This window comes from Stutzerimonas stutzeri, from assembly GCF_000952685.1.
GTDB classification, from domain to species: domain Bacteria; phylum Pseudomonadota; class Gammaproteobacteria; order Pseudomonadales; family Pseudomonadaceae; genus Stutzerimonas; species Stutzerimonas stutzeri_E.
Window position 1 is genome coordinate 1 of the sequence record NZ_JYHV01000025.1, and the last position, 18497, is coordinate 18497.

Annotated in this window: 18 protein-coding genes; 10 read left to right on the forward strand and 8 right to left on the reverse strand. The window is 54.8% G+C overall.

What is annotated here, in order from left to right; all coding sequences use genetic code 11:
* Positions 1–195 precede the first annotated feature (195 nt).
* Positions 196–1110, forward strand: coding sequence for a GGDEF domain-containing protein (locus UF78_RS13795; protein WP_045162796.1), 915 nt, complete (start codon positions 196–198; stop codon positions 1108–1110).
* 10 nt (positions 1111–1120) lie between these two features.
* Positions 1121–2143 (forward strand): AraC family transcriptional regulator, encoded by a 1023-nt coding sequence (locus tag UF78_RS13800; protein WP_045162797.1) that lies wholly within the window; start codon positions 1121–1123, stop codon positions 2141–2143.
* A gap of 15 nt (positions 2144–2158) precedes the next feature.
* On the opposite strand, the gene UF78_RS13805 is transcribed toward UF78_RS13800, so the two are convergent.
* The 6 genes from UF78_RS13805 to UF78_RS13830 all read right to left on the reverse strand — a co-directional run bounded on the left by UF78_RS13805 (position 2159) and on the right by UF78_RS13830 (position 8978).
* Positions 2159–3160, reverse strand: coding sequence for a 2-hydroxyacid dehydrogenase (locus UF78_RS13805; protein WP_045162798.1), 1002 nt, complete (start codon positions 3158–3160; stop codon positions 2159–2161).
* A 67-nt stretch (positions 3161–3227) separates the two neighbouring features.
* On the reverse strand, positions 3228–3647 hold the full coding sequence (locus tag UF78_RS13810) for a hypothetical protein (protein WP_045162799.1): 420 nt from the start codon (positions 3645–3647) through the stop codon (positions 3228–3230).
* A gap of 8 nt (positions 3648–3655) precedes the next feature.
* Positions 3656–5107, reverse strand: coding sequence for a GMC oxidoreductase (locus tag UF78_RS13815; RefSeq protein WP_045162800.1), 1452 nt, complete (start codon positions 5105–5107; stop codon positions 3656–3658).
* Between the two features lie 223 nt (positions 5108–5330).
* Entirely contained in the window at positions 5331–5978 is a 648-nt protein-coding gene (locus tag UF78_RS13820; RefSeq protein WP_045162801.1) for a hypothetical protein, read from the reverse strand.
* Between the two features lie 195 nt (positions 5979–6173).
* Positions 6174–7841, reverse strand: a complete 1668-nt coding sequence (ggt, locus tag UF78_RS13825; protein ID WP_045162802.1) for a gamma-glutamyltransferase — start codon at positions 7839–7841, stop codon at positions 6174–6176.
* Between the two features lie 240 nt (positions 7842–8081).
* Positions 8082–8978 (reverse strand): alpha/beta hydrolase family protein, encoded by an 897-nt coding sequence (locus UF78_RS13830; protein WP_045162803.1) that lies wholly within the window; start codon positions 8976–8978, stop codon positions 8082–8084.
* Positions 8979–9581: 603 nt separating this feature from the next.
* On the opposite strand from UF78_RS13830, the gene UF78_RS13835 reads away from it, so the two are divergent.
* The 7 genes from UF78_RS13835 (at position 9582) to UF78_RS13865 (ending at position 16812) form a co-directional block, all read left to right on the forward strand.
* Positions 9582–10415 carry a helix-turn-helix domain-containing protein gene (locus UF78_RS13835; protein ID WP_045162804.1) on the forward strand — a complete coding sequence of 278 codons (834 nt, stop codon included), beginning with the start codon at positions 9582–9584 and terminating at the stop codon, positions 10413–10415.
* A gap of 403 nt (positions 10416–10818) precedes the next feature.
* Positions 10819–12333: a DUF6538 domain-containing protein gene (locus UF78_RS13840; RefSeq protein WP_045162805.1), complete on the forward strand. Its 1515-nt coding sequence runs from the start codon at positions 10819–10821 to the stop codon at positions 12331–12333.
* Between the two features lie 819 nt (positions 12334–13152).
* Entirely contained in the window at positions 13153–13356 is a 204-nt protein-coding gene (locus UF78_RS22890) for a hypothetical protein (protein ID WP_155397647.1), read from the forward strand.
* Between the two features lie 412 nt (positions 13357–13768).
* Complete coding sequence (locus UF78_RS13855; RefSeq protein WP_155397648.1) at positions 13769–15142, forward strand: hypothetical protein; 1374 nt, start codon at positions 13769–13771, stop codon at positions 15140–15142.
* A 177-nt stretch (positions 15143–15319) separates the two neighbouring features.
* Complete coding sequence (locus tag UF78_RS13860) at positions 15320–15844, forward strand: hypothetical protein (RefSeq protein WP_045162809.1); 525 nt, start codon at positions 15320–15322, stop codon at positions 15842–15844.
* 1 nt (position 15845) lies between these two features.
* Positions 15846–16109: a hypothetical protein gene (locus tag UF78_RS22895; protein WP_155397649.1), complete on the forward strand. Its 264-nt coding sequence runs from the start codon at positions 15846–15848 to the stop codon at positions 16107–16109.
* A gap of 373 nt (positions 16110–16482) precedes the next feature.
* On the forward strand, positions 16483–16812 hold the full coding sequence (locus tag UF78_RS13865; RefSeq protein ID WP_045162810.1) for a hypothetical protein: 330 nt from the start codon (positions 16483–16485) through the stop codon (positions 16810–16812).
* On the opposite strand, the gene UF78_RS13870 is transcribed toward UF78_RS13865, so the two are convergent.
* Together UF78_RS13870 and UF78_RS13875 are read right to left on the reverse strand one after the other, a co-directional pair.
* Complete coding sequence (locus UF78_RS13870) at positions 16796–17374, reverse strand: hypothetical protein (protein ID WP_155397650.1); 579 nt, start codon at positions 17372–17374, stop codon at positions 16796–16798. The two genes, UF78_RS13865 and UF78_RS13870, sit on opposite strands and share 17 nt — an antisense overlap.
* Before the next feature lie 17 nt (positions 17375–17391).
* Positions 17392–17592: a hypothetical protein gene (locus UF78_RS13875; RefSeq protein ID WP_045162811.1), complete on the reverse strand. Its 201-nt coding sequence runs from the start codon at positions 17590–17592 to the stop codon at positions 17392–17394.
* Between the two features lie 201 nt (positions 17593–17793).
* On the opposite strand from UF78_RS13875, the gene UF78_RS13880 reads away from it, so the two are divergent.
* Positions 17794–18411 carry a recombinase family protein gene (locus UF78_RS13880; protein ID WP_045162812.1) on the forward strand — a complete coding sequence of 206 codons (618 nt, stop codon included), beginning with the start codon at positions 17794–17796 and terminating at the stop codon, positions 18409–18411.
* Positions 18412–18497 lie beyond the last annotated feature (86 nt).

The window sequence follows — 18497 nt, forward strand, 5'->3', positions numbered from 1 at the left end:
GACTCGCCCAGCAGGGCGAAACCAAGCTCTCAACCAACTCGCCAATAAGCCTAACGCTGAACCTAAGCAGCGCCGCCTTTAAACCTATCCCTAAAAAGCCCTGAGCCAATTCAACCCCCACCCCATTCATCCAACCGTCACATTCATCTGTTTCCGTGCCCTCACGCACCGGCGCGTCCTCGCCACGGAGACCCGATGAAATCCCTGCTGAAACTCCACACCTTCACCTTGATCGGCCTCGCCTTCGCGGCCAACGCCGGTCTGCAGATCCACCTCGCCACAGGTGAAATCAAAACCTGGGCCGAGATCAACTGGATGGACGTCGCCGGCGAAGGCGGCTCGGCCGTGCTGGCCCTCGCCTGGCTGATGATGCTGCTGCACAGCCGCCCGGCCGGGCGCGTGACTCGGCTGCTGGCACTGGGCCTGGCCTGTGTCTTCTTCTCCTGGTGGATGGACACCCTGGACGAATTCATCCATTTGCCGGAACTGGCGATTTGGGACAACTGGCTGGAAACCGCACCGATGCCCATCGGTCTGCTACTGCTGACACTGGGCATCTACCACCTGAACCAGGAACAGCGCGCCATCAGCCAGCAGATGAACAAACGCGAAAAAGGCTTCCGCGAGCACCGTCTGTTCGACAAGCTGACGCCGCTGGGCGCCGCCGAGTACCTACGCCAGCAAGTGCAACTGGCCCTTTCCCAAGCCCGCTCGGAGCAACAACCGCTGTCCCTGGTGGTTGTGGATCTGGATGATTTCAGCGCGATCAACCAGCGCTACGGTCAAACCGAGGGCGACGCCATTTTGCAGGCCATGGCGCAACTGCTGCTGCTCAACCTGCGCCGCCAGGACCTGCTTTGCCGCTTGGCCGGGGATCGTTTCGTCGCGGTGTTGCCGAACACCGGCGAGACCCAGGCCCGTTTGATCGCCAGGGAGTTGCAACAGGCCGTGGCCAGCCTGGCACACAAGACCGCTCAGCATGGCGAACGGGTACACCTGCGCGCCAGCAGCGCGGCGGTGATGGCCTTCGATGAAGATGCCGAGCAGCTTCTCAAGCGCCTCAACCTAGGCCTGGCCAAGGCCAAGCAGCAGCTACCGCGCTGCGCCTGAGGAGCGAACCATGGCCATCGGCTACGAGTGCGACACACGCTTCATCGCGGCCCATCATCAGCCGGCCGTACTGATCGATCTGGCATTATCACGGGGGATCGATAGCCATCAGCTGTTGCGCGGCACGGGTTTGTTCTACGAGGACGTCACCAGCGGCCGTGCGCGCCTCAGCCCCGCTCAGTATCTTGCCCTGATCGCCAACGCTCAGCGCTTGCTGGATGCCGACGACAGCAGTTTCCTGCTTGGCCAACGATTGCTCCCTGGTCATTACGGCGAAACCAGCCATGCGCTGAACCACGCCAGTACGCTGCTCCAGGCACTGGAGCATCTGCAATACCTGCGCGCGATGCTCAGTCCCCTGCTGACACCGCGGTTGCTGCTCGATGAAAAGCAGGCTCATCTGTATTGGGTGGAAAGCTGGGGAACGGACGAACTGCGCCGATTTCTCGCTGAAGCCAGCCTGACGGCGGTAGTCGCGATGAGCCGTCGACTGTCGGGCGAGCGGCTGCCGTGGCGCTTTCATTTCAGTTATTCGCAACCGCGCCACATCGAACAGTACTGGGTCCATATGGGTGAGGATCTGGCCTTCGACAGCCAGCTGACGATGATGAGCGTGCCGCGCGAATACCTGCACAAACCTTGGCCGAATGCCTCGGCAACTGCCGGTCAGGTTGCCCGAAATGCCAGCCACGCCGAACTGGCGAGCCTCGGCTGGCAAAGCAGCTTCGTCGATCAGTTGTACGAATATCTGCACGCCAATATCCGCACGCCACTGAATCTCGAACGGGTCGCGCTGGCCTTCGAGATGAGCCCGGCCTCTCTCAAGCGCAAGCTGCAAAAGCACGGGACGCACTTTCAGGAACAACTCGACCTGGTGCGTAAACACGTCGCGCTCTATCTCTACCAGATGAAGGGTTATAGCAACGAGGAAGTGGCGAGCTATCTCTGCTTCAACGACACGACCAATTTCCGCCGCTCGTTCAAGCGCTGGACCGGCCTGGTGCCGAGCGGCCTGCGTCAGTTGTTCGAATAGCCCCCACTCGCCCGTTCAAACCCGTTTGTCGGCCGTGACTCTCCGAAGCTCGCCGGTGCCGCTTTCGAATGCGCAGATATTGCTGAGGGTGGTTTCGGCAATGTTGCCCAGTGCCTCGGCGGTGAAAAACGCTTGGTGGCCGGTGATCAGCACGTTGGGAAACGTCGTGAGGCGCATGAAGAGGTCGTCACTGATGACACGCTGGGACAGGTCCTGAAAGAACAGCTGTTCTTCCTCTTCGTACACATCCAGGCCCAACCGACCGATTTTTCCGCTCTTGAGCGCGTCGATGACGGCTTTGGTATCCACTACCCGACCGCGCCCGGTGTTGATCAGTACGACGCCATCTTTCATCCGGACAATAGCCCGAGCATCGATCAGGTGATGAGTTTCAGGCGTCAGCGGACAATGCAGCGAGACGATATCGGCTTCGACCAGCAGGGTGTCCAATGGCACGTAGTGCACGAATGCCTTGGCCTGGGCATCGGGAAAGGGATCGCTGGCCAGTACCTTGCAGCCGAAACCATGCATGATCTCGGCAAAAACCAGCCCGATCTTGCCGGTGCCGACCACACCCACGGTCTTGCCATAGAGATCGAAACCCAGCAGCCCATCGAGTGCGAAGTTGCCCTCACGCACGCGGTTGTAGGCGCGATGGGTCATCCGATTGAGGCTCAGCAGCAACGCGACCGCATGCTCCGCCACGGCATGCGGCGAATAAGCCGGTACACGCGCCACGGTCATCCCGAGCCGCTCCGCCTCGACCAGATCGACATTGTTGAACCCGGCCGAGCGCAGGGCGATCAACTCGGTCCCGCTGGCCCGCAGCACCTGCAACACTTCGCGATCGAGCCGGTCATTGACGAAGGCACAGATTCCACGGAAACCCGCCGCCAGCGGTGCTGTTTCCACCGTCAGTTGCGGGTCGAAGTAGACCAGCTCATGTCCGTGCGCCTGATTGGCCTGATCGAGAAACCGGCGGTCGTAGGGTTTGGTGCTGAATACCGCGATACGCATGGGTTTGCCTCCTGAGAGCGGATCACCGGGGCGCGGGCTCGCCGCGAAATGCCCCCTTGGGATCAGATCAGGCCAGCCCGTCGAACCGCGCGTAGGGGTTGCTACAAGGCAACCGGTACCCCAGGAAAGACACCGTCGGACGGGACTCGTGCTGATGGCGCAGATAATCGGTCGAGACCATGAAGTCGGTCAGCAAACGGCGTTCAAAGTTATCCACCCGAAGATCGGTATAAGCACTGCCGGCACCGGTTTCCTGACGAATCTTGTACAGCCCCATCAGCGCCGCAAGCTTCTGCGACCCATAGTGTCCGGCCAATGCATCGACGAATTTTCGCTGATCCTCGGCGGCCATCTGGAAATCACCGACGAGCTGGCGCAGCAGTTCAGGAATGAATACCTGACGGTCTTCGTATACCCAGGCGGCCGAACCGACCGCCGCCAGGCCAAGCGTGGCGGCGGATGAAAGCAACAACGTACGACGCTTCATGGGCATCCTTAGCTATACAGCAGATCGGCGGCGCGAATGGACAGGGCCGCAGCCGTCAGGCTGGGATTGGCCGGCGAACAGCTCGGGTAGGTTGCCGTCCCCACCACCACCAGATTCCTCATGCGGTGATGCAGCATCTGACCATCCACCACTGACCCGTCATCGACCTGCCCCATGCGCAGCGTGCCCTGCACGTGCGACTCGGTCAGGCGCCATTCACGGAAATTGATCGATTCGACCGGCAGCGGTGCGAGCAGTTTTTCCAGGCTGTCCAGACCGTACTGAACACCCTTCATGCCGTACTCGGACTCGCCTTGATAGTCGATGATCGGCTGCCCGCTTTGCGGATCGATCACAACCCGGTTCTTCACGTTGGGCAAATCCTCGCTGACCAGCATCAAGGGTAATGTCTCGTTCCAGCGTCCACGTTCGGGGCGCAGGCCGTAGGGCCAGCGGTTCTCGAAATAAACCAGGCACGCCGAGTGCTCCTTGCGGAAGTCACCGTCGTAAAGCGAATAGTTCAGGCCAGTGGTGATGGTGCTGCCGTCGAAATTGCCCAGGCCGTTGAGATAGACCTCGACGTTAGCCCCCACCTGTTCATGCAGGCCCATACCGGTTTCGCCGAAATCGATATCCGAGCGCAGCAAAATAGCCGGGCTCTGGATGGCATTGGCGCCGAGCACGAACAGATCACCGAACACTTTGAACTCACCGTCCTCGGCCCGCAGCGTCACGCCTTTGATGGTGCTGCCTTCGTATTCGAGCGTGCGGACCTCGGTCTTCAGACAGACGTCCACTTTCGGATGGCTGTACAGCTCGGCCAGGCCATTCTGCGCAGTGAACTTGGCGTTCATTGGGCAGAGATTGCAGGTGGCATTGGCGCAGCAGACGCCGCGGGTGCCGGTCGCGACCCGAGCGCGCCCGGTCGGCATGATGAAGTGATGATCGGGCATCGCCTCCTTCATCAGTATGTCGATCGAGGAGCCCTTGTGCGGTGGCTGCGGAAATGGCTGGCTGCGTGGCAGCACCTTGCCCATGTCCGGGTCACCGGCAATCGACATGATCTGCTCGGCCTGACAGTAGTACGGCTCGAGGTCGTCGTAGCTCAGCGGCCAATCGTTGCCAACGCCGTAGCGACCTCGGATGGCGAAATCGCTGGGGTGCAATCGCGGCGTCTGCGAGTACCAGCAATTCATGCCACCGCCGAGTGCAATAGTGGTGTTCCAGGGCTTCTCGCCACGGTTGTCGTAGGTGGATTCCGGTGTGATCGCCGAACTGCTCTGGGTCTGGATCTGCCAATCCCAGGGATGAAAATCGCCCCACTCGATGATCAAGGCGCGTCCGGTAAGGTGCTTCAACGCTTCGGTCAGAAAGAAACTGGACCCGAAACCCGACCCGATTACCACCAACTCATAATGTGATTTGTCGACATCCCTTGCGCTTATGCGGTTGATTTCCACGCGAACTACCCTTCCATATCGCAAGCTTGTCCGCGGACGAGCTGCCGTAATCAATTGCGCAACCACGCTACACGCTGCACATCGCAAGCATCCGTTACCGTTACGGGGCTCGCCCGCCGGCAGCATTGCCAGCTAAACGAGACCGCCATCAGCCGCTCAAGTTCCGAACCCTTTCGTAGTGAAGCGTCGAGCCAGACGCATCCACCCCGATCAACAGCCGTTCTTACCCAAGCGATTCTCTTAGCCACTGGCGCACCCTGCGGCGATCACGACGCGACAGCAGTTGATGAGTAAACGGGCTTTCCGGCACCAGGATGCATTCCGGCTCACCGTCGCCCAGACGAAACCGCCGTAGAACACCGATCGGATGACGTTCAGGGCCGTAGTACGCCACCGCACGGATCTCCAGCGTATGGAACGTCCAGTCGCCGGCCGGTTTGTGACCTTGTAGTTCAATGCCGTGCCGCTCGGCGACGCGACGCAACATGCCCTGAAACGTACCGATGTGGATGAAGTCACCGCTGCGCAACGGCCCCTGGTGGGTAGTCTGGTGGATCGGCAGATCAGGCGAGGCGCCGTCTTCGTCATCGATGCTCTGCCGGATATCGGTCACATCGAGCTCCAGCGGGCCCTTGGACGTCTCGATGCAAACCACTAGTTGGTTAATGAACATGGGCTCGGCGCTCATGTTGGAAATCAGGCAGAGCGAACTCAACCCCCTGCCGGCACCACGGTTGATGATTAGGCTCGGCTTGCGCTGCCGACGGAAGTTGAGCAGTAACAGCTGCGCGTAGAACACCCACACCAGCAGCGTACTGGCGGAAATGATCAGCGAGATCAGTTGATGGTTATTTTTTAGCCACTCGATCATCGGAGGTCTCGGTGCGGTGTGAACTGCTCAGACAGCACGATCACCACGCAGTGCCGGCGCACTCGAAAGGCGCCGGCAGGCAGACGTTAGGCGTAAGCAATCACAGGGGCGCCGGGGCCGAACCGTTCCGCAGGACGCGACCGATCGTGTTAGCGGAATTCTTCGGCCGCGCGCAACGGGTTATTCAGCAGACCATCATGGCTTGATGACCATACCCACGCCTCGGCCGCGCGGATCTGATGCGGTTTGCAGTGTCTTGCCCTCCACACGTATGGCCTGGATGTCGCCCATCGACCAGCCCTGATCCTCGAGGACATACCCCATCGCCTTCAGCTCATCCGCGACTTCGCCGGTGAGTGGCGCGTAGGCATCGTAGTAAATGGTGTCCTTGGGCAGCAGTTGGTGATGAACGCGTTGCGCCGAAACGGCCTTTTTCAGCGGCAGGTTGAAGTCGTACACGTTGTTCAGCACCTGAAAAATGGAGGTGAAAATCCGTGAGCCACCGGGTGTACCGAGCACCAGGCTGACCTGCCCATCCTGGACGACGATGCTCGGGCTCATCGAAGACAGCATGCGCTTGCCCGGCTCGATGGCGTTGGCATCGCTGCCGACCACGCCGAATGCATTGGCAACGCCCGGCTTGGCACTGAAATCGTCCATCTCGTCGTTGAGCAGGAAGCCCGCACCCTGGACTACCACCCCACTGCCGAAATCCCAGTTGAGCGTATAGGTATTACTCACCGCATTGCCGTCGGCGTCGACGATGGAAAAGTGTGTGGTTTGTCGGGGTTCCAACCCTGGCCGCACCTGTTCGGTGGCCGAGATCGCCGTTGGATTGACCTCGGCGGCGCGGCGCACCAGATAATCCGTGGCAATCAGTTGCGCGACCGGCACATCGGAGAAATCCGGATCGCCGAGATAGTCGGCACGGTCAGCGAATACGCGTTTCTCGATTTCAGCGAGCAGATGAATGTAGCGCGCCGAATTCAACGTGACGTCCTTGAAATCGGCGGCACGCTGCTCCTTGATACCGATCAGCTGAGCCAGGGCGATGCCACCTGAGCTGGGTAACGGAGCGGTGTAAAGGCTCTTGCCGCGCCAGTCGATACGCATCGGCTCGCGCCATAGGGTGCGGTAGTCGGCCAAGTCTTCCTTGGTGATCAGCCCGCCGTCACGTTGCATCTGTGCGACCAGCAGATCGGCCGTCTTGCCCTTGTAGAAATCATCAGCGCCCTGATCGGCGATGCGCTCGAGGGTTTCGGCCAACTCCGGCTGGCGGAAATTGATCCCTGGGCTCATGGCGCCGAAATACGCTTCGAAGTTGGTCGTACCGTTGAACAGCCCGACGGCATCCTCGCGGTATTGGAATTGCTGATCAGCCACTTTGAAGCCTTCGCGCGCGTAGCCTACGGCGGGCGTGATCAGCTCGCTCCAGGGCAGTGTGCCAAAGCGCCGGTGCGCCTCCCACAGCCCCAACACCGTTCCCGGAACGCCGACCGCCTTGGCGCCGACCAGGCTGATGTTTTCGATGACTTCACCCTTGTCATCAAGATACATGCGCTTGCTGGCCGCTTTGGGTGCGACTTCGCGATAATCGAGAAAGTAGGGCTTGCCATCCATGTAGAGAGTCATGAACCCGCCGCCGCCGATATTGCCGGCCTCCGGGTAGGTGACGGCCAGTGTGAAAGCGGTCGCCACGGCCGCATCCACCGCGTTGCCACCGGCACTGAGCACCCCTGCTGCGACCTTCGCGCTGTAGGCGTCCGGCGCCGCAACTGCCGCGCCTTCGAGTTTGGCGCCAAGGGCGGCATGGCTACTGGCTAAAAGCGAAACGGTCAAAGCGACACAGAGTAGTGGACGCATGTGGCTCTATCCTTCTTGTTGGTTTCTGGCTGGGCGACGGGAGACGGACGCACGGTGAACAATCAACAAGATAGACGAGTATTGACGCGAACCAGGCACGGCCATATCCGTCGACCGATGGCGAGAACGCCCCATGAACCATCGCGTTGCATCGTTGCCCGCTCGGCATCGGGCCGCAAAGCGCTCGCCCCTAAAACTCAGAGGCGAGCTGGACCATCCCTCTGCCCAACCGCACCGGTGTCAGTAATCGCAGTTCTCGCGGTACTCGGAAATACTGAGATCGGCTTCATGATTGGGTCCGCAGAGGAACTGATCATAGCGGTGATCGAAATCGATGAAGCGCTTCATCCAGGAGATGCCATACATCCCGAGCAGGTCTTCGTTGGGATAGCCGGAGTTGGCACAGAAGTGCGAGCCGCCGTAGATCTCCAGAAAGGCCTTCGGGGTGGCATTTGGGATTCTGTTGTAGAACGGCGATGCATGCGCAGCCACCGGCGCCACCACATCGGCACCGCACGCCAGGATCATCGCAGGCGTCTTGATCGTATCAAAACTGTTGAAGCCCGCGTAATAAGGCGCCTGGGGGATGATCGCATTGAGCGACCGCTCGGTCGCAAGCTTGAGCGAACCACCCCCACCCATCGACCATCCGATGGCGCCCAGGCGTGTACTGTCGACCTTGCCAGCGATCGGGCTATAACGGCTGTTGCTCTGTTCGATGAGGTAGTCCAGCGCTCGGCTGAGCTGCGTAGCGCGACTATCGGGTTGATCGTAGATGGTATTGGTATTCATCGTCATGACCACGAAACCATGCGAAGCCAGACGCGGCCCCCACCAGTCAATGCTGCTCTCATAGGACAGATAGCCGGGGATGACTGCGATCGCGCCCATCTTCCCGGTGGCATTGGTGGGGTAATACACCGTGCTGTCCCCGAAGCCTTTCAAATACCCGGATACCGAAAACCTGTCGACGTTGAACGGCCCGGACCTGCTCTTGAGCGAGGCAACCGTCGGATTGGGCCCCCGCGTACAATCTGTACAAGGAGCGGACGGGCCTGGTGCGGACAACGCGTAGGCACTTGCCAGTAGTGAAGTGATCAGCAGCGCACTTCTCACCATTGATATCTTGATCTTCATGCAGTTCGCCCTCTTGTTATTGTTCTCGCTAGTTGCTTATGGCACCCCACACATACAGCAAGGTGCCTGAACAAAAAACTTACAAGGGCGATAAGCCGCCAACAATCTTCGAACACGCTCAATTCATACAAGTGACCGGCCGCTCACGAAAGTGACTCACTCGTTAGGCCACCTCACACAACTTTTAACGACTGAAGCGAAAAGTTCCCTTGAATATGCCCCCGCAGCATGCCCTGCACTGTCCCGTGTCGAACTTCCTGGCACTGGCAAGAGCGCCAAAACCCAAGCGCCAGGCCGTCGAGCTGCGTTGCGGCCACTTCCACGTGCAAACACCAAATAACTAATGTGAATGTACCTGGATAAAAACTAGAAGGTAATAAGGGGCGTACCAACCCAACAATAGTTACTTCTCCAAAAACGCTCCATCTTGTTACGCCGCGGATCCAGTGTTTCTGGCCCAACACTTCGCGCCTTGCGTTTTTTGACAGAACTGTAGCGGGAACTACACTAGCCGCAGTTTTGCAGTCCAAGCTGGTATAAAGCCATCCAGTGATGGCCAAAAGCAACCATCCGGTATAAAAACAACAACGAAACAACTAGGCCATGACTCATTCTGGTTCCAGCCAACAATCCAGGCCCGCGCTGATCTACGTCTCAAGCAGGCGCTATATCTATCTGGGGCGCACCCAATTGCGCATCAGGGATTTGCATTCGGCTGCCTCATCATTGCTGGTTTGTCTTGAAGGGTCTGTGAGATTCCAAGTCCGAGGAGACGGACGCTGGATCGACGCCAGGAGCGTTCTCATTCCGGCCGGCACCAGAATCAGCATTGAAAACCAGGGAGGCGTGATGTCGGCCTGTTATCTGGACGCGGCGAAGCTGGATTTCCAGGTATTGAAGCGCCGAATGAGGTCGATCACCGCTGGCGTCTACCACAACCTGGCAGAAGAGAGGCAGTTGGCGGCCAGCCTGATTCAGCTGCGCGATGAAGCGCCGGATTTCCAAGAGGCACAGAGGCGCGTGGAGGCCCTTATTCATGGCTGTACAACCAGCGATATCGCAAGTCCCGACCCACGCGTCATCTATGTGATCGAGCGTCTCAGGAATACCGCCTCACTGAACATCTCCGTTCGCGCGCTGGCAAGCGAAGTCGGCCTCTCGGAATCCGGGCTGATACGGCTGTTCAGCGTCCATGTCGGGACGCCGCTGCGCAGGCATCGCTTGTGGTACAGATTGGTCGAATTCGTCACGTTGACATTGTCTGGCGTGCCCACTGCTTCGGCGATAAAGCTGGCGGGCTTCAGCGATGCGTCGCACTTGTCGCGGTGCTATAGCGGCTTTTTCGGGGTCAACCTCTCCTATGCCTTTTCGAAGGCTGTCAATGCGAGGTATATCGTCGAAGAGCCCCTTGCGAGGCTGCGTCATCTATCCACATAGAAGTAACCTTCTTGCCCTTCCGAAAACACCGAATTGAGCAAGAGATGGTTATGGCTAAAGGCGGCAGCATGAGCGTTAACGAAGCCGACCGTAAGGGTGGGCAAGCAACGCCCGATAGTCATGGCAAAGACTTCTATCAACCGTAGCGAATCGTTCAACTGCCTGACGAGCGACACGTAAATCGAGCCATGACACTTCTGCCGACGCTACGTAGACCAAAACGCAAAAGCCCCCGAAACTCTAGGAATTTCAGGGGCTTAGGCTATATGTAGTGGCGGAGAGATAGGGACTCTAAAATCTCTCACCCGCAGCCCAGAAACCACGCTATTTCGGGCATTACAGCACCATGAGTAGTAGAATTGAGTAGTAGAATCGACTCTATCACTCAGCCCCGGCGTGGATCATGGCAGACCATATTTTCCAGAAGAAAGGCGAAAGCACATGGTATGTGCGGCTGGATATTCCCGAGGGAGTGCGTCACGCCTTTGGTGGTCGCCCTGTGCTTACGCAGTCACTAAAGACAGGTCTACGTAGTGAGGCAATGGAACGCCGTTTACCTTTGCTGGCGAAATGGAAAGCAGAGATTCGAGACGCTAGGGAGCAGAAAGCGAAGCTTGGAGACACATGGCGGGAAAGCTTGGCAACAGATAGCGCACGGTACACAAAGAGCCTGAATCGTCAGGTTATGCGTGCCGTCAGTGGCCCTGAGTACAAGCACAAGCTCACCTCAGAGCTAATAGAAGAAATGTGGCCAATGCTTCAGGAAACCATCGCAGATATGAAAGCTGCCGGTGTGCCGTCTGAACAAGCAGACCAACTACCCGCCCTCCTCCTGCAAAAATCTCAAGCAACCGGCATAGATCGTATAGGACCCACCAAGGCGCTTAACGAGTTGCTACGTGGTGCATCAGCATCTAACGCCGTTACCACCTTGTCTCTCACTGGTGCCGACGCTTCAGAGGCTCACAGCATCGCAGCAGACCCATCCGTTTATAAGCCACGAAGCCCTATCACTCAGAAACGAATCGAAGCCTTCCGCCTATCTCAAGAGCGCAAAGGAATCGAGCCTAAGACCATCGACCAGATGTCCCGTCGAGTGGATCAGTTTTCTAAGTACCTGAACGAGACGGGCAAGCCGGTGAGCTTCGACACGGTGTCGGCCTACCTCGATCAGCTAACAGACAAAGCCGGGAACGCTCTCAGCTCAAAAACCAAGAAGCAACACGCATGGTCATGCAGCAGCTTTTGGAAATGGGCTTGTAAGCATGACGTTGATTGGCGGGAACAATACAAAGGCCAGCCCAATCCTTTTGCCGATCACGACTACCCAACGATCAAAGGCGAGGCTGTGAGCTGGGATGCCTTCAGTAAGAAGGACGTAGAACGCCTGCACGCTATGGCAGTTGCAAAGAAAGACCAACCATTAGCTGACCTGATTGCGCTGGGTGCGTACACAGGTGCTCGCCTTGAAGAGATTGGCAGGATTCACCGCGACAGCCTCACTATCAAAGGTGACGTACCTATCAGCTTCCATATAAAGGAAGCAAAGTCAGCTGCTGGTATCCGAGAGGTGCCAATACATCCAAAGATCGCGGGTCTTGTGTCATCACTGCTTGAGGCTTCCCCAGATGGCTACCTGTTGCCCGGTGGCAATAATAAATATGGCAACCGCCTGGACTCGCTCAGCAAACGCTTCGGGCGGCTGAAGACATCAGCAGAATATGGAAAAGAGCATGTGTTCCACAGCATCAGGAAGACAGTCATCACGGAAGTGCATCGGGCGGGTGCGGACGCGGCAGTGATGCCGGGATTGTTCGGACACGAGACGGGAATGATTACGTTCGATCTTTACTCAAAGGGTCCGAGTTTGGAGCAGAAAGCCAAGGTGATTGGATTACTGTCCTTCGCCTTCCCCTGAACATCGAACGAAACAGGGTTTTTAGTGGGGAAATCGTAGCTAAAAACGACGATAGGCTTTTACTGCTACCTATGTAGCCTCTTAAGTCTATCAAGCGATTTAAAGAGCTACAGCATAGGACATTCATAATTTATAGAAACGTGCAAGTTTTTGTTTGCCCAATAAACTATTGATGTTAGAATATTACCCATGCCATTTTTCTTGGCGTGTAAGTAGTAGGTTCAGAAGGTTTATCGGTGGAACGTACGTTCGGCCTTTCGCAATGAAAATATATTTTAGCAGTTAAAAAAGCTACAACCCTTATAACATCAGGCTTGCAGGGTTTAGAGTGCAACTAATAGCAATTAAGTGAACAAATAATAGTTGACAAAACAGCAAAATCGCTTATACTGTAAGAAGGTAAACGCATATTTATGCGTGCCACCTCTCCCACTTAAAAACTCCTAAATTTTCATTATTCAACACTTACCTCGTTGAGTTTTTGCTGTGCCCGGCATCCAAGTTTTTGAAAAGAGTTTTGAATGCCATAGAAGGGCTATGCAGCGCCTCCGTTAAGGAGGTTTTTATTACTTAGCATCGTGCAATCGGTGCTCCAATAATACAAAGCAACAACCCTTTCTAATTTTGGCGAATGGGTATGAGTTGTTGCTTTGTATGAGGCTTCAGTCTTTCTCTTGCAGGACTGTTGCCTGAAGGATTCAAGCTGGTCCCTTGAATCCTTCACCTTTCTCTCGAAGCCCAGCATCTAAAAACTGTTGGGCTTTTTTGTACCCGCTCCAAAACTAACATCAAATTATCCTACCCACTGGAGGCATCCCCGTGATTAAAGAAGAACAAATCTCGTGCTGTTGGTGTGGAGACCTGTTCACCCCCACCCGTTCCAACCATCGCTATCACGGAAACCTCTGTGTGGTGAAGGCATATCAAGCCAAAGAGAAGGTGCGCAAACTACTTATGAAGCTCCAAACACCGGAACAACTGGCAGCGATGGAAGTGTTCGCGCTGGCTCTGATTGATGACTGACACAATAATGAAAGACGCACCTAAGTCTACGAAGAAGATCACTACCACATACAACGAGTCACTGCTGGATCGTTTCAGGGAAGTAGCTAACGGACGAAGCCTTACATCGGTCGTCCTGTCGCAGCTAGAGGCCTGGATTGTGGAGCAAGAATTGAAGGATGAGTTCAAAAACTTGAAGATAGAACAGTAGTAATTACGCATAACAACACATAGATCTCTAAGCCAGTAACTACAAGCCCTTCAGCCATTTAAGAAAGAGTAAATCTTATGAAAGTTAAGCTCAGTGACCAAGCTGCATCAGTGCTTCTCGATCTGTATCAACGTAGTGGGGAGACGGGCAACCTGACTCACTTCCTGAACAAACTGATTTGCAAGCAAGAACATCAATTCCCATACCTTGAGGATAATAACAATGCCAGTAGTACGAACCCGAGTCTGCCAACACTGCAACACTGAATTCAGCACCAGCCAATACGCCGCTAAATTCTGTTCTGTCTCCTGCCGCAACAAAGCGCGCAACACCAAGACAGCATCCAAGCGCATTGCCAATCTTCCAGCCTGTGACGAATGGCTTTGGGTAAGTCGTGAATGCAAGCGAGCTGGCACAGTAGAGATTCTACAAGATGTTGATCTGATCGAATTGTTTTCGGTGTATCGCCGTCGCTTCAAATGCTACGGTTGGAATGCAGACAAACAAAAATCGAAATTCCATCTTTGCCACATAAACCCTTCCCAAGGTAAAGACACTGTAGGGCTTTTACATCATCAGAATCTTTTCATAGGCGGCAGCCTTGCCAATCAGGTATACGGCGCTACGGAGGTACAGGGTGCTGGCCTGTGCATCAAGCGCAGTAGCTTGAAAACCAAGTGGCTTGTAGATAAGGACGCATCTGACAAGGCCGTACTGACGAAGGTGCAAAAGTATCTAGGCACCAAGCTCGTAGAGTATGCAAAGCAGAACCCTATTCGTAAGAGCCAGCGTTTCGGACTAGCGAAGAAGATCAAGACGGAGTTTCCCAAATGCGAGGTTCCGCTACCTGAGCTTGAACGTATGGGTATGACAGCCCTTAGAAAGCTCTACGCCTCACTGCAAGAGCAAGAGCTATACACCCTGAGCCTGACAGCACGCCGAACGCTTGTCGTGTACGTCGAAGAGCTGGAGCGGTTTGCAGAGCAATGCCAAGGCCCAGCCAAGAGTAGCGATTACAAGTTCACAGCTGATGCTGTTCGGTGCGTATCTCTTTGGTTGATGAGCCAGAAAGATCAAGGTGGTTTTGATTCCATCGGTGGTTTTGTGTACGGCTCTTATTTTTACCCTCTGCGACTGAAGCCTGAACAAGATGGTAGTGATCTTCGAGACTTCGCAGCGTTTCAAGCCTTCGCTGTGTTGCAAGGTGCCAAGCCAGATCGACAGATGATAACCAATACACTGCGTAAGTATCTGGAGCTGACGACATTGGATCATCACGATTCAAGGAGCGATCATAATGCTAACTGGCTGGATAATGCACCCTGGATTGTCGAAGACTTAGAAATCTTCACAGTGCAGACAGAGTTGAACAAGCAGGCTCTAAATAACGTTGGCCTGGTAGATGCAGAGTTCTTGTACTGGTGGCTTGAAAGCAAGAAGGAATCTCTACAAGTAGCCAGCTTCTATGATGATGCAAGCTTCACTGAGTGCAGAGGGCTGAATGACTATCCCGACCATTATTATCAGGTCGAAGATGATTATGTTCCTTCTCCTCCCGCAAGCCCTTGGGACGATCCTAATTATCTCCCATTTTAGATAAAAACAAACACAGCTACAGTAGTAATCACACGTTACAACACTTCTGCCTCAACACTTAGTGCCACGGGGCTTTCAGCGGTTTAAATAACATACATAACCAGATTTTGCTCTTCATAACGAAGTGCATTCAATAGGGCACTGTTGCCCATTCAAAAACCAAAGAGGTAATACAAAATGACTAACAACACTACCAACACCACCAATCAGAAGCATGTTCAACGCCCGATGGTATTCGACGCTCAGCAGCTTGCCGAGCGAGTAGAGAAAGCGAAGGCTGAATATCTCGAAGGTAAGTATGAGCACGGCGCTTGGCGCTATCAAGCAGCAGCGATCGAAAGCACTCCTACATTGCAGATGTTGTTGGAGCTTACGCTAAAGCTTGAAAAAGAAGGTCGCCCTTTGTTCCCACACGCTTATGAAGCCTCGGCTATGCCGGGATACTATCGTGCTTATTTCTATCGTCCACAAGCTGAGATTGACGCTGACATTGCCGCTCTAACTGTAAAAGTCGAGGAAGTGTATCGAGCTGAAATTGAAGCTTGGAACGCTTCTCAAGTGGAGCTTCTTGCTTCCCAGCTGTACGAAGCTGAGAAAAAGAAAGCTGAAGAAGCAGAACGCAAGAAGGAAGAAAAGGCTAAAGCCAAGGCACTTGAAGAGGCTCAAACCTACTTTGCCTCCATCACAAACGGGGGCAACTAGTATGTCGTTCAACAAAGAAGAGTTTTACCAACGTCTATTGAAGAAAAAACAACGTTCTCCTTCTAAAGCGCCGGTAGCACCAGTTAAGCCTGATCGTTCAATTGACGTACAGAATCCCCCTGTAAAGGAGGCTATTGCGGGCGTTCCTGAAGAGCCTTCAGAGGTGCTGGCGGCAGAGCAAGCAGATAAACCGCAATACAGCGAAGAGACTAAACAGCTTGGTCGAGAATTGGCAGCATGGATCAGGGAATGCCGTCGACGTTAGACGCTACTAACACGTATGGAATACAGTAGCCGGAGGGGCAAGCCCTCCCCTGCATTTCTATCGCTGCCACCTCAGAACGCTGATGTTCTCTGGCCTATCACCTGATATGGCTAAGCCTGATGGCTTTCCCCCCGCCAGCTTTCTGCAAAAACATAACAATAAGAGGAATAAAGAAATTGTACAGAACGATAATATTAACGCTTCAACTCGTGTGTCTGGGCTACATCGCCATTCACTTGCAAGCGACAGTACCAAGCATTCAAGACCAAACGCTTTTGTATCTTGAGAATCGTATCGGTCGTATCGAATCAAAAATGGACGACACCACACGGCAGGTGACTGCACTTAAACAGTTGAGTGCGAGGGGTCATCTATGAGTCATTACTATTGGCTGATCTTGCTGCCAACCTCGGAAACGAACGAAGCGATTAACACCGTCTTCAGCCCTAAGCGCTTAGTCGTGCAAGAGCTGAGAGACGGCAAAATCAATGTGCTGTTAGAAAGCGACGTATCGCTGTCAAGCGTCAGCCTGTGCAAGCTACTGAAGGCCCACGCCTGCCTTTGGGTTAATGAGTCACTTACGATAGGGTCTACGATTGTCGGGGGCCATACAGACCCACAGAGCTTTGACACCTTCCTCGATCTGTACGCCCCGACCTATGCCGGTCGCACCTTGGAGTTTCGGGTCAGTGAGTCTCTTTGATTCGTGCCCGCTCACCACCAAACGGTAAAAAACATCCACCGGCTGACTTCATGAGGAACCGGACAGTTACGGTGCTCCCCTTCGTTAGGTCATAGCCTTCGTCTGGATTGTCAAACTTAACGCTCAAGTCTTGTAAGCCTCCATCAATGTCGATGGACGTTTCACCCGCCTCAAGTAGAGCTATCTTGCCTTTCCACTCCATCCAGCGATTTTTGTACTGCGACTCGAATATATCGTCCTTCTTGTCATCGCTGAATGTACTGGAGCACCCGACCTGTTTGTCCACTTCCGAGTAGGTAGCTCTGCTGTCGAGAAATATTCCTTGTTCAGCAAGCGTCGGCGGGCTTTTGCTTGGGTCGTCTTTCATCAGGCCGATTACGCTTGTTACCACAGCGCCCCAAAAGATAACCCCTGCGATTCGGATAAACGTGACAACTCGTTTTTTTGGTTCTTTTCGTAATGCCCCGGAAGTCACCAGCTTTGCGGGCGCTCCACAGTGCGGACAGGCTTTAGCGATAGAGCTGATCTGTGTGTTGCATTCGTAACAGTCGATTAGTGCCATTTCGCCGCCCCGGTCAGTCAGATGCCACGAGACGCGTTAGCTTTCTTCAACTCGTCATAGATGCCGCTCAGTACGAGCCAGAAGCCAGCCATCACAGCACCCACGACAAAGCCTCCTAGCGCGCCTAGAAAGCTGTACGACGCGAAACCGACGATGATGCAGAGCACTACCACTAAGTAGCAGAGATAGTCGTTCAAGCGAATGATGCTGTCTTTCATGGCTTAGCCTTCCTTGGTTGAGATTGCAGAACGCCACTATGCCACCACCATTCCCAACTCACCAGCCGCCATGCGCCCCTATCATTTGAGTAGACACAAATAGTAGAGCGATAGCCGCTCGTCACAATCTATCATTTACCCTATATCAAATAGCTAAAGGATAGATTATCATTGAGCTATCAGAACATAGGACGAACGATAATGAACGCTCACCTCTACCTTCGTGCTTCCACCAAAGACCAAGATGCGGATCGCGCTTTGGCATCGCTCCAAGCATTCGCTAAAGAGCACAACCTGAGGGTTGCCAGCACGCATTCAGAAAATATTAGTGGTACGCGGCTGGATCGCCCGGCGCTCAACACCCTGCTCGACTCTGCTAAAGCTGGTGACGTGCTTCTGGTGGAGTCTGTAGACCGCCTGTCTCGCTTGTCTCAAGCAGATTGGTCGAAGCTTAAGGCAGTGATAGAAGCTAAAGGGTTGAAGCTTGTAGTAGCTGACCTGCCAACGTCTCACATGCTGGTCGATGACCAAGGCATCACAGGCCAGATCATGCAGGTGATCAATTCCATGCTGATTGACCTAATGGCAACGATGGCCCGTCTTGATCAGGAGAAGCGCGTAGAGCGTATCAAGCAGGGCTTGGAGAACAAGAAGGCACGCGGCGAGAAGGTAGGTGGTAAAGGCCGCAATCAAGAGGCTTGGAAGCGTGTAGAGAGCCTGCTGAAGCGTGGCGGACTTACAGTAGAGGAGATTGCCAAGCTTGCTGGCGTAGGTGTCGCAACGGTCTATCGCATCAAGCGTGAGCTGCAACCTGCATAAATATCACCCGCACGCCACACAAAGCCTGCCTTATGGTGGGGCTTCTTTATGTCTGACAAACACCCCTCAGACGCACCCACAATGCC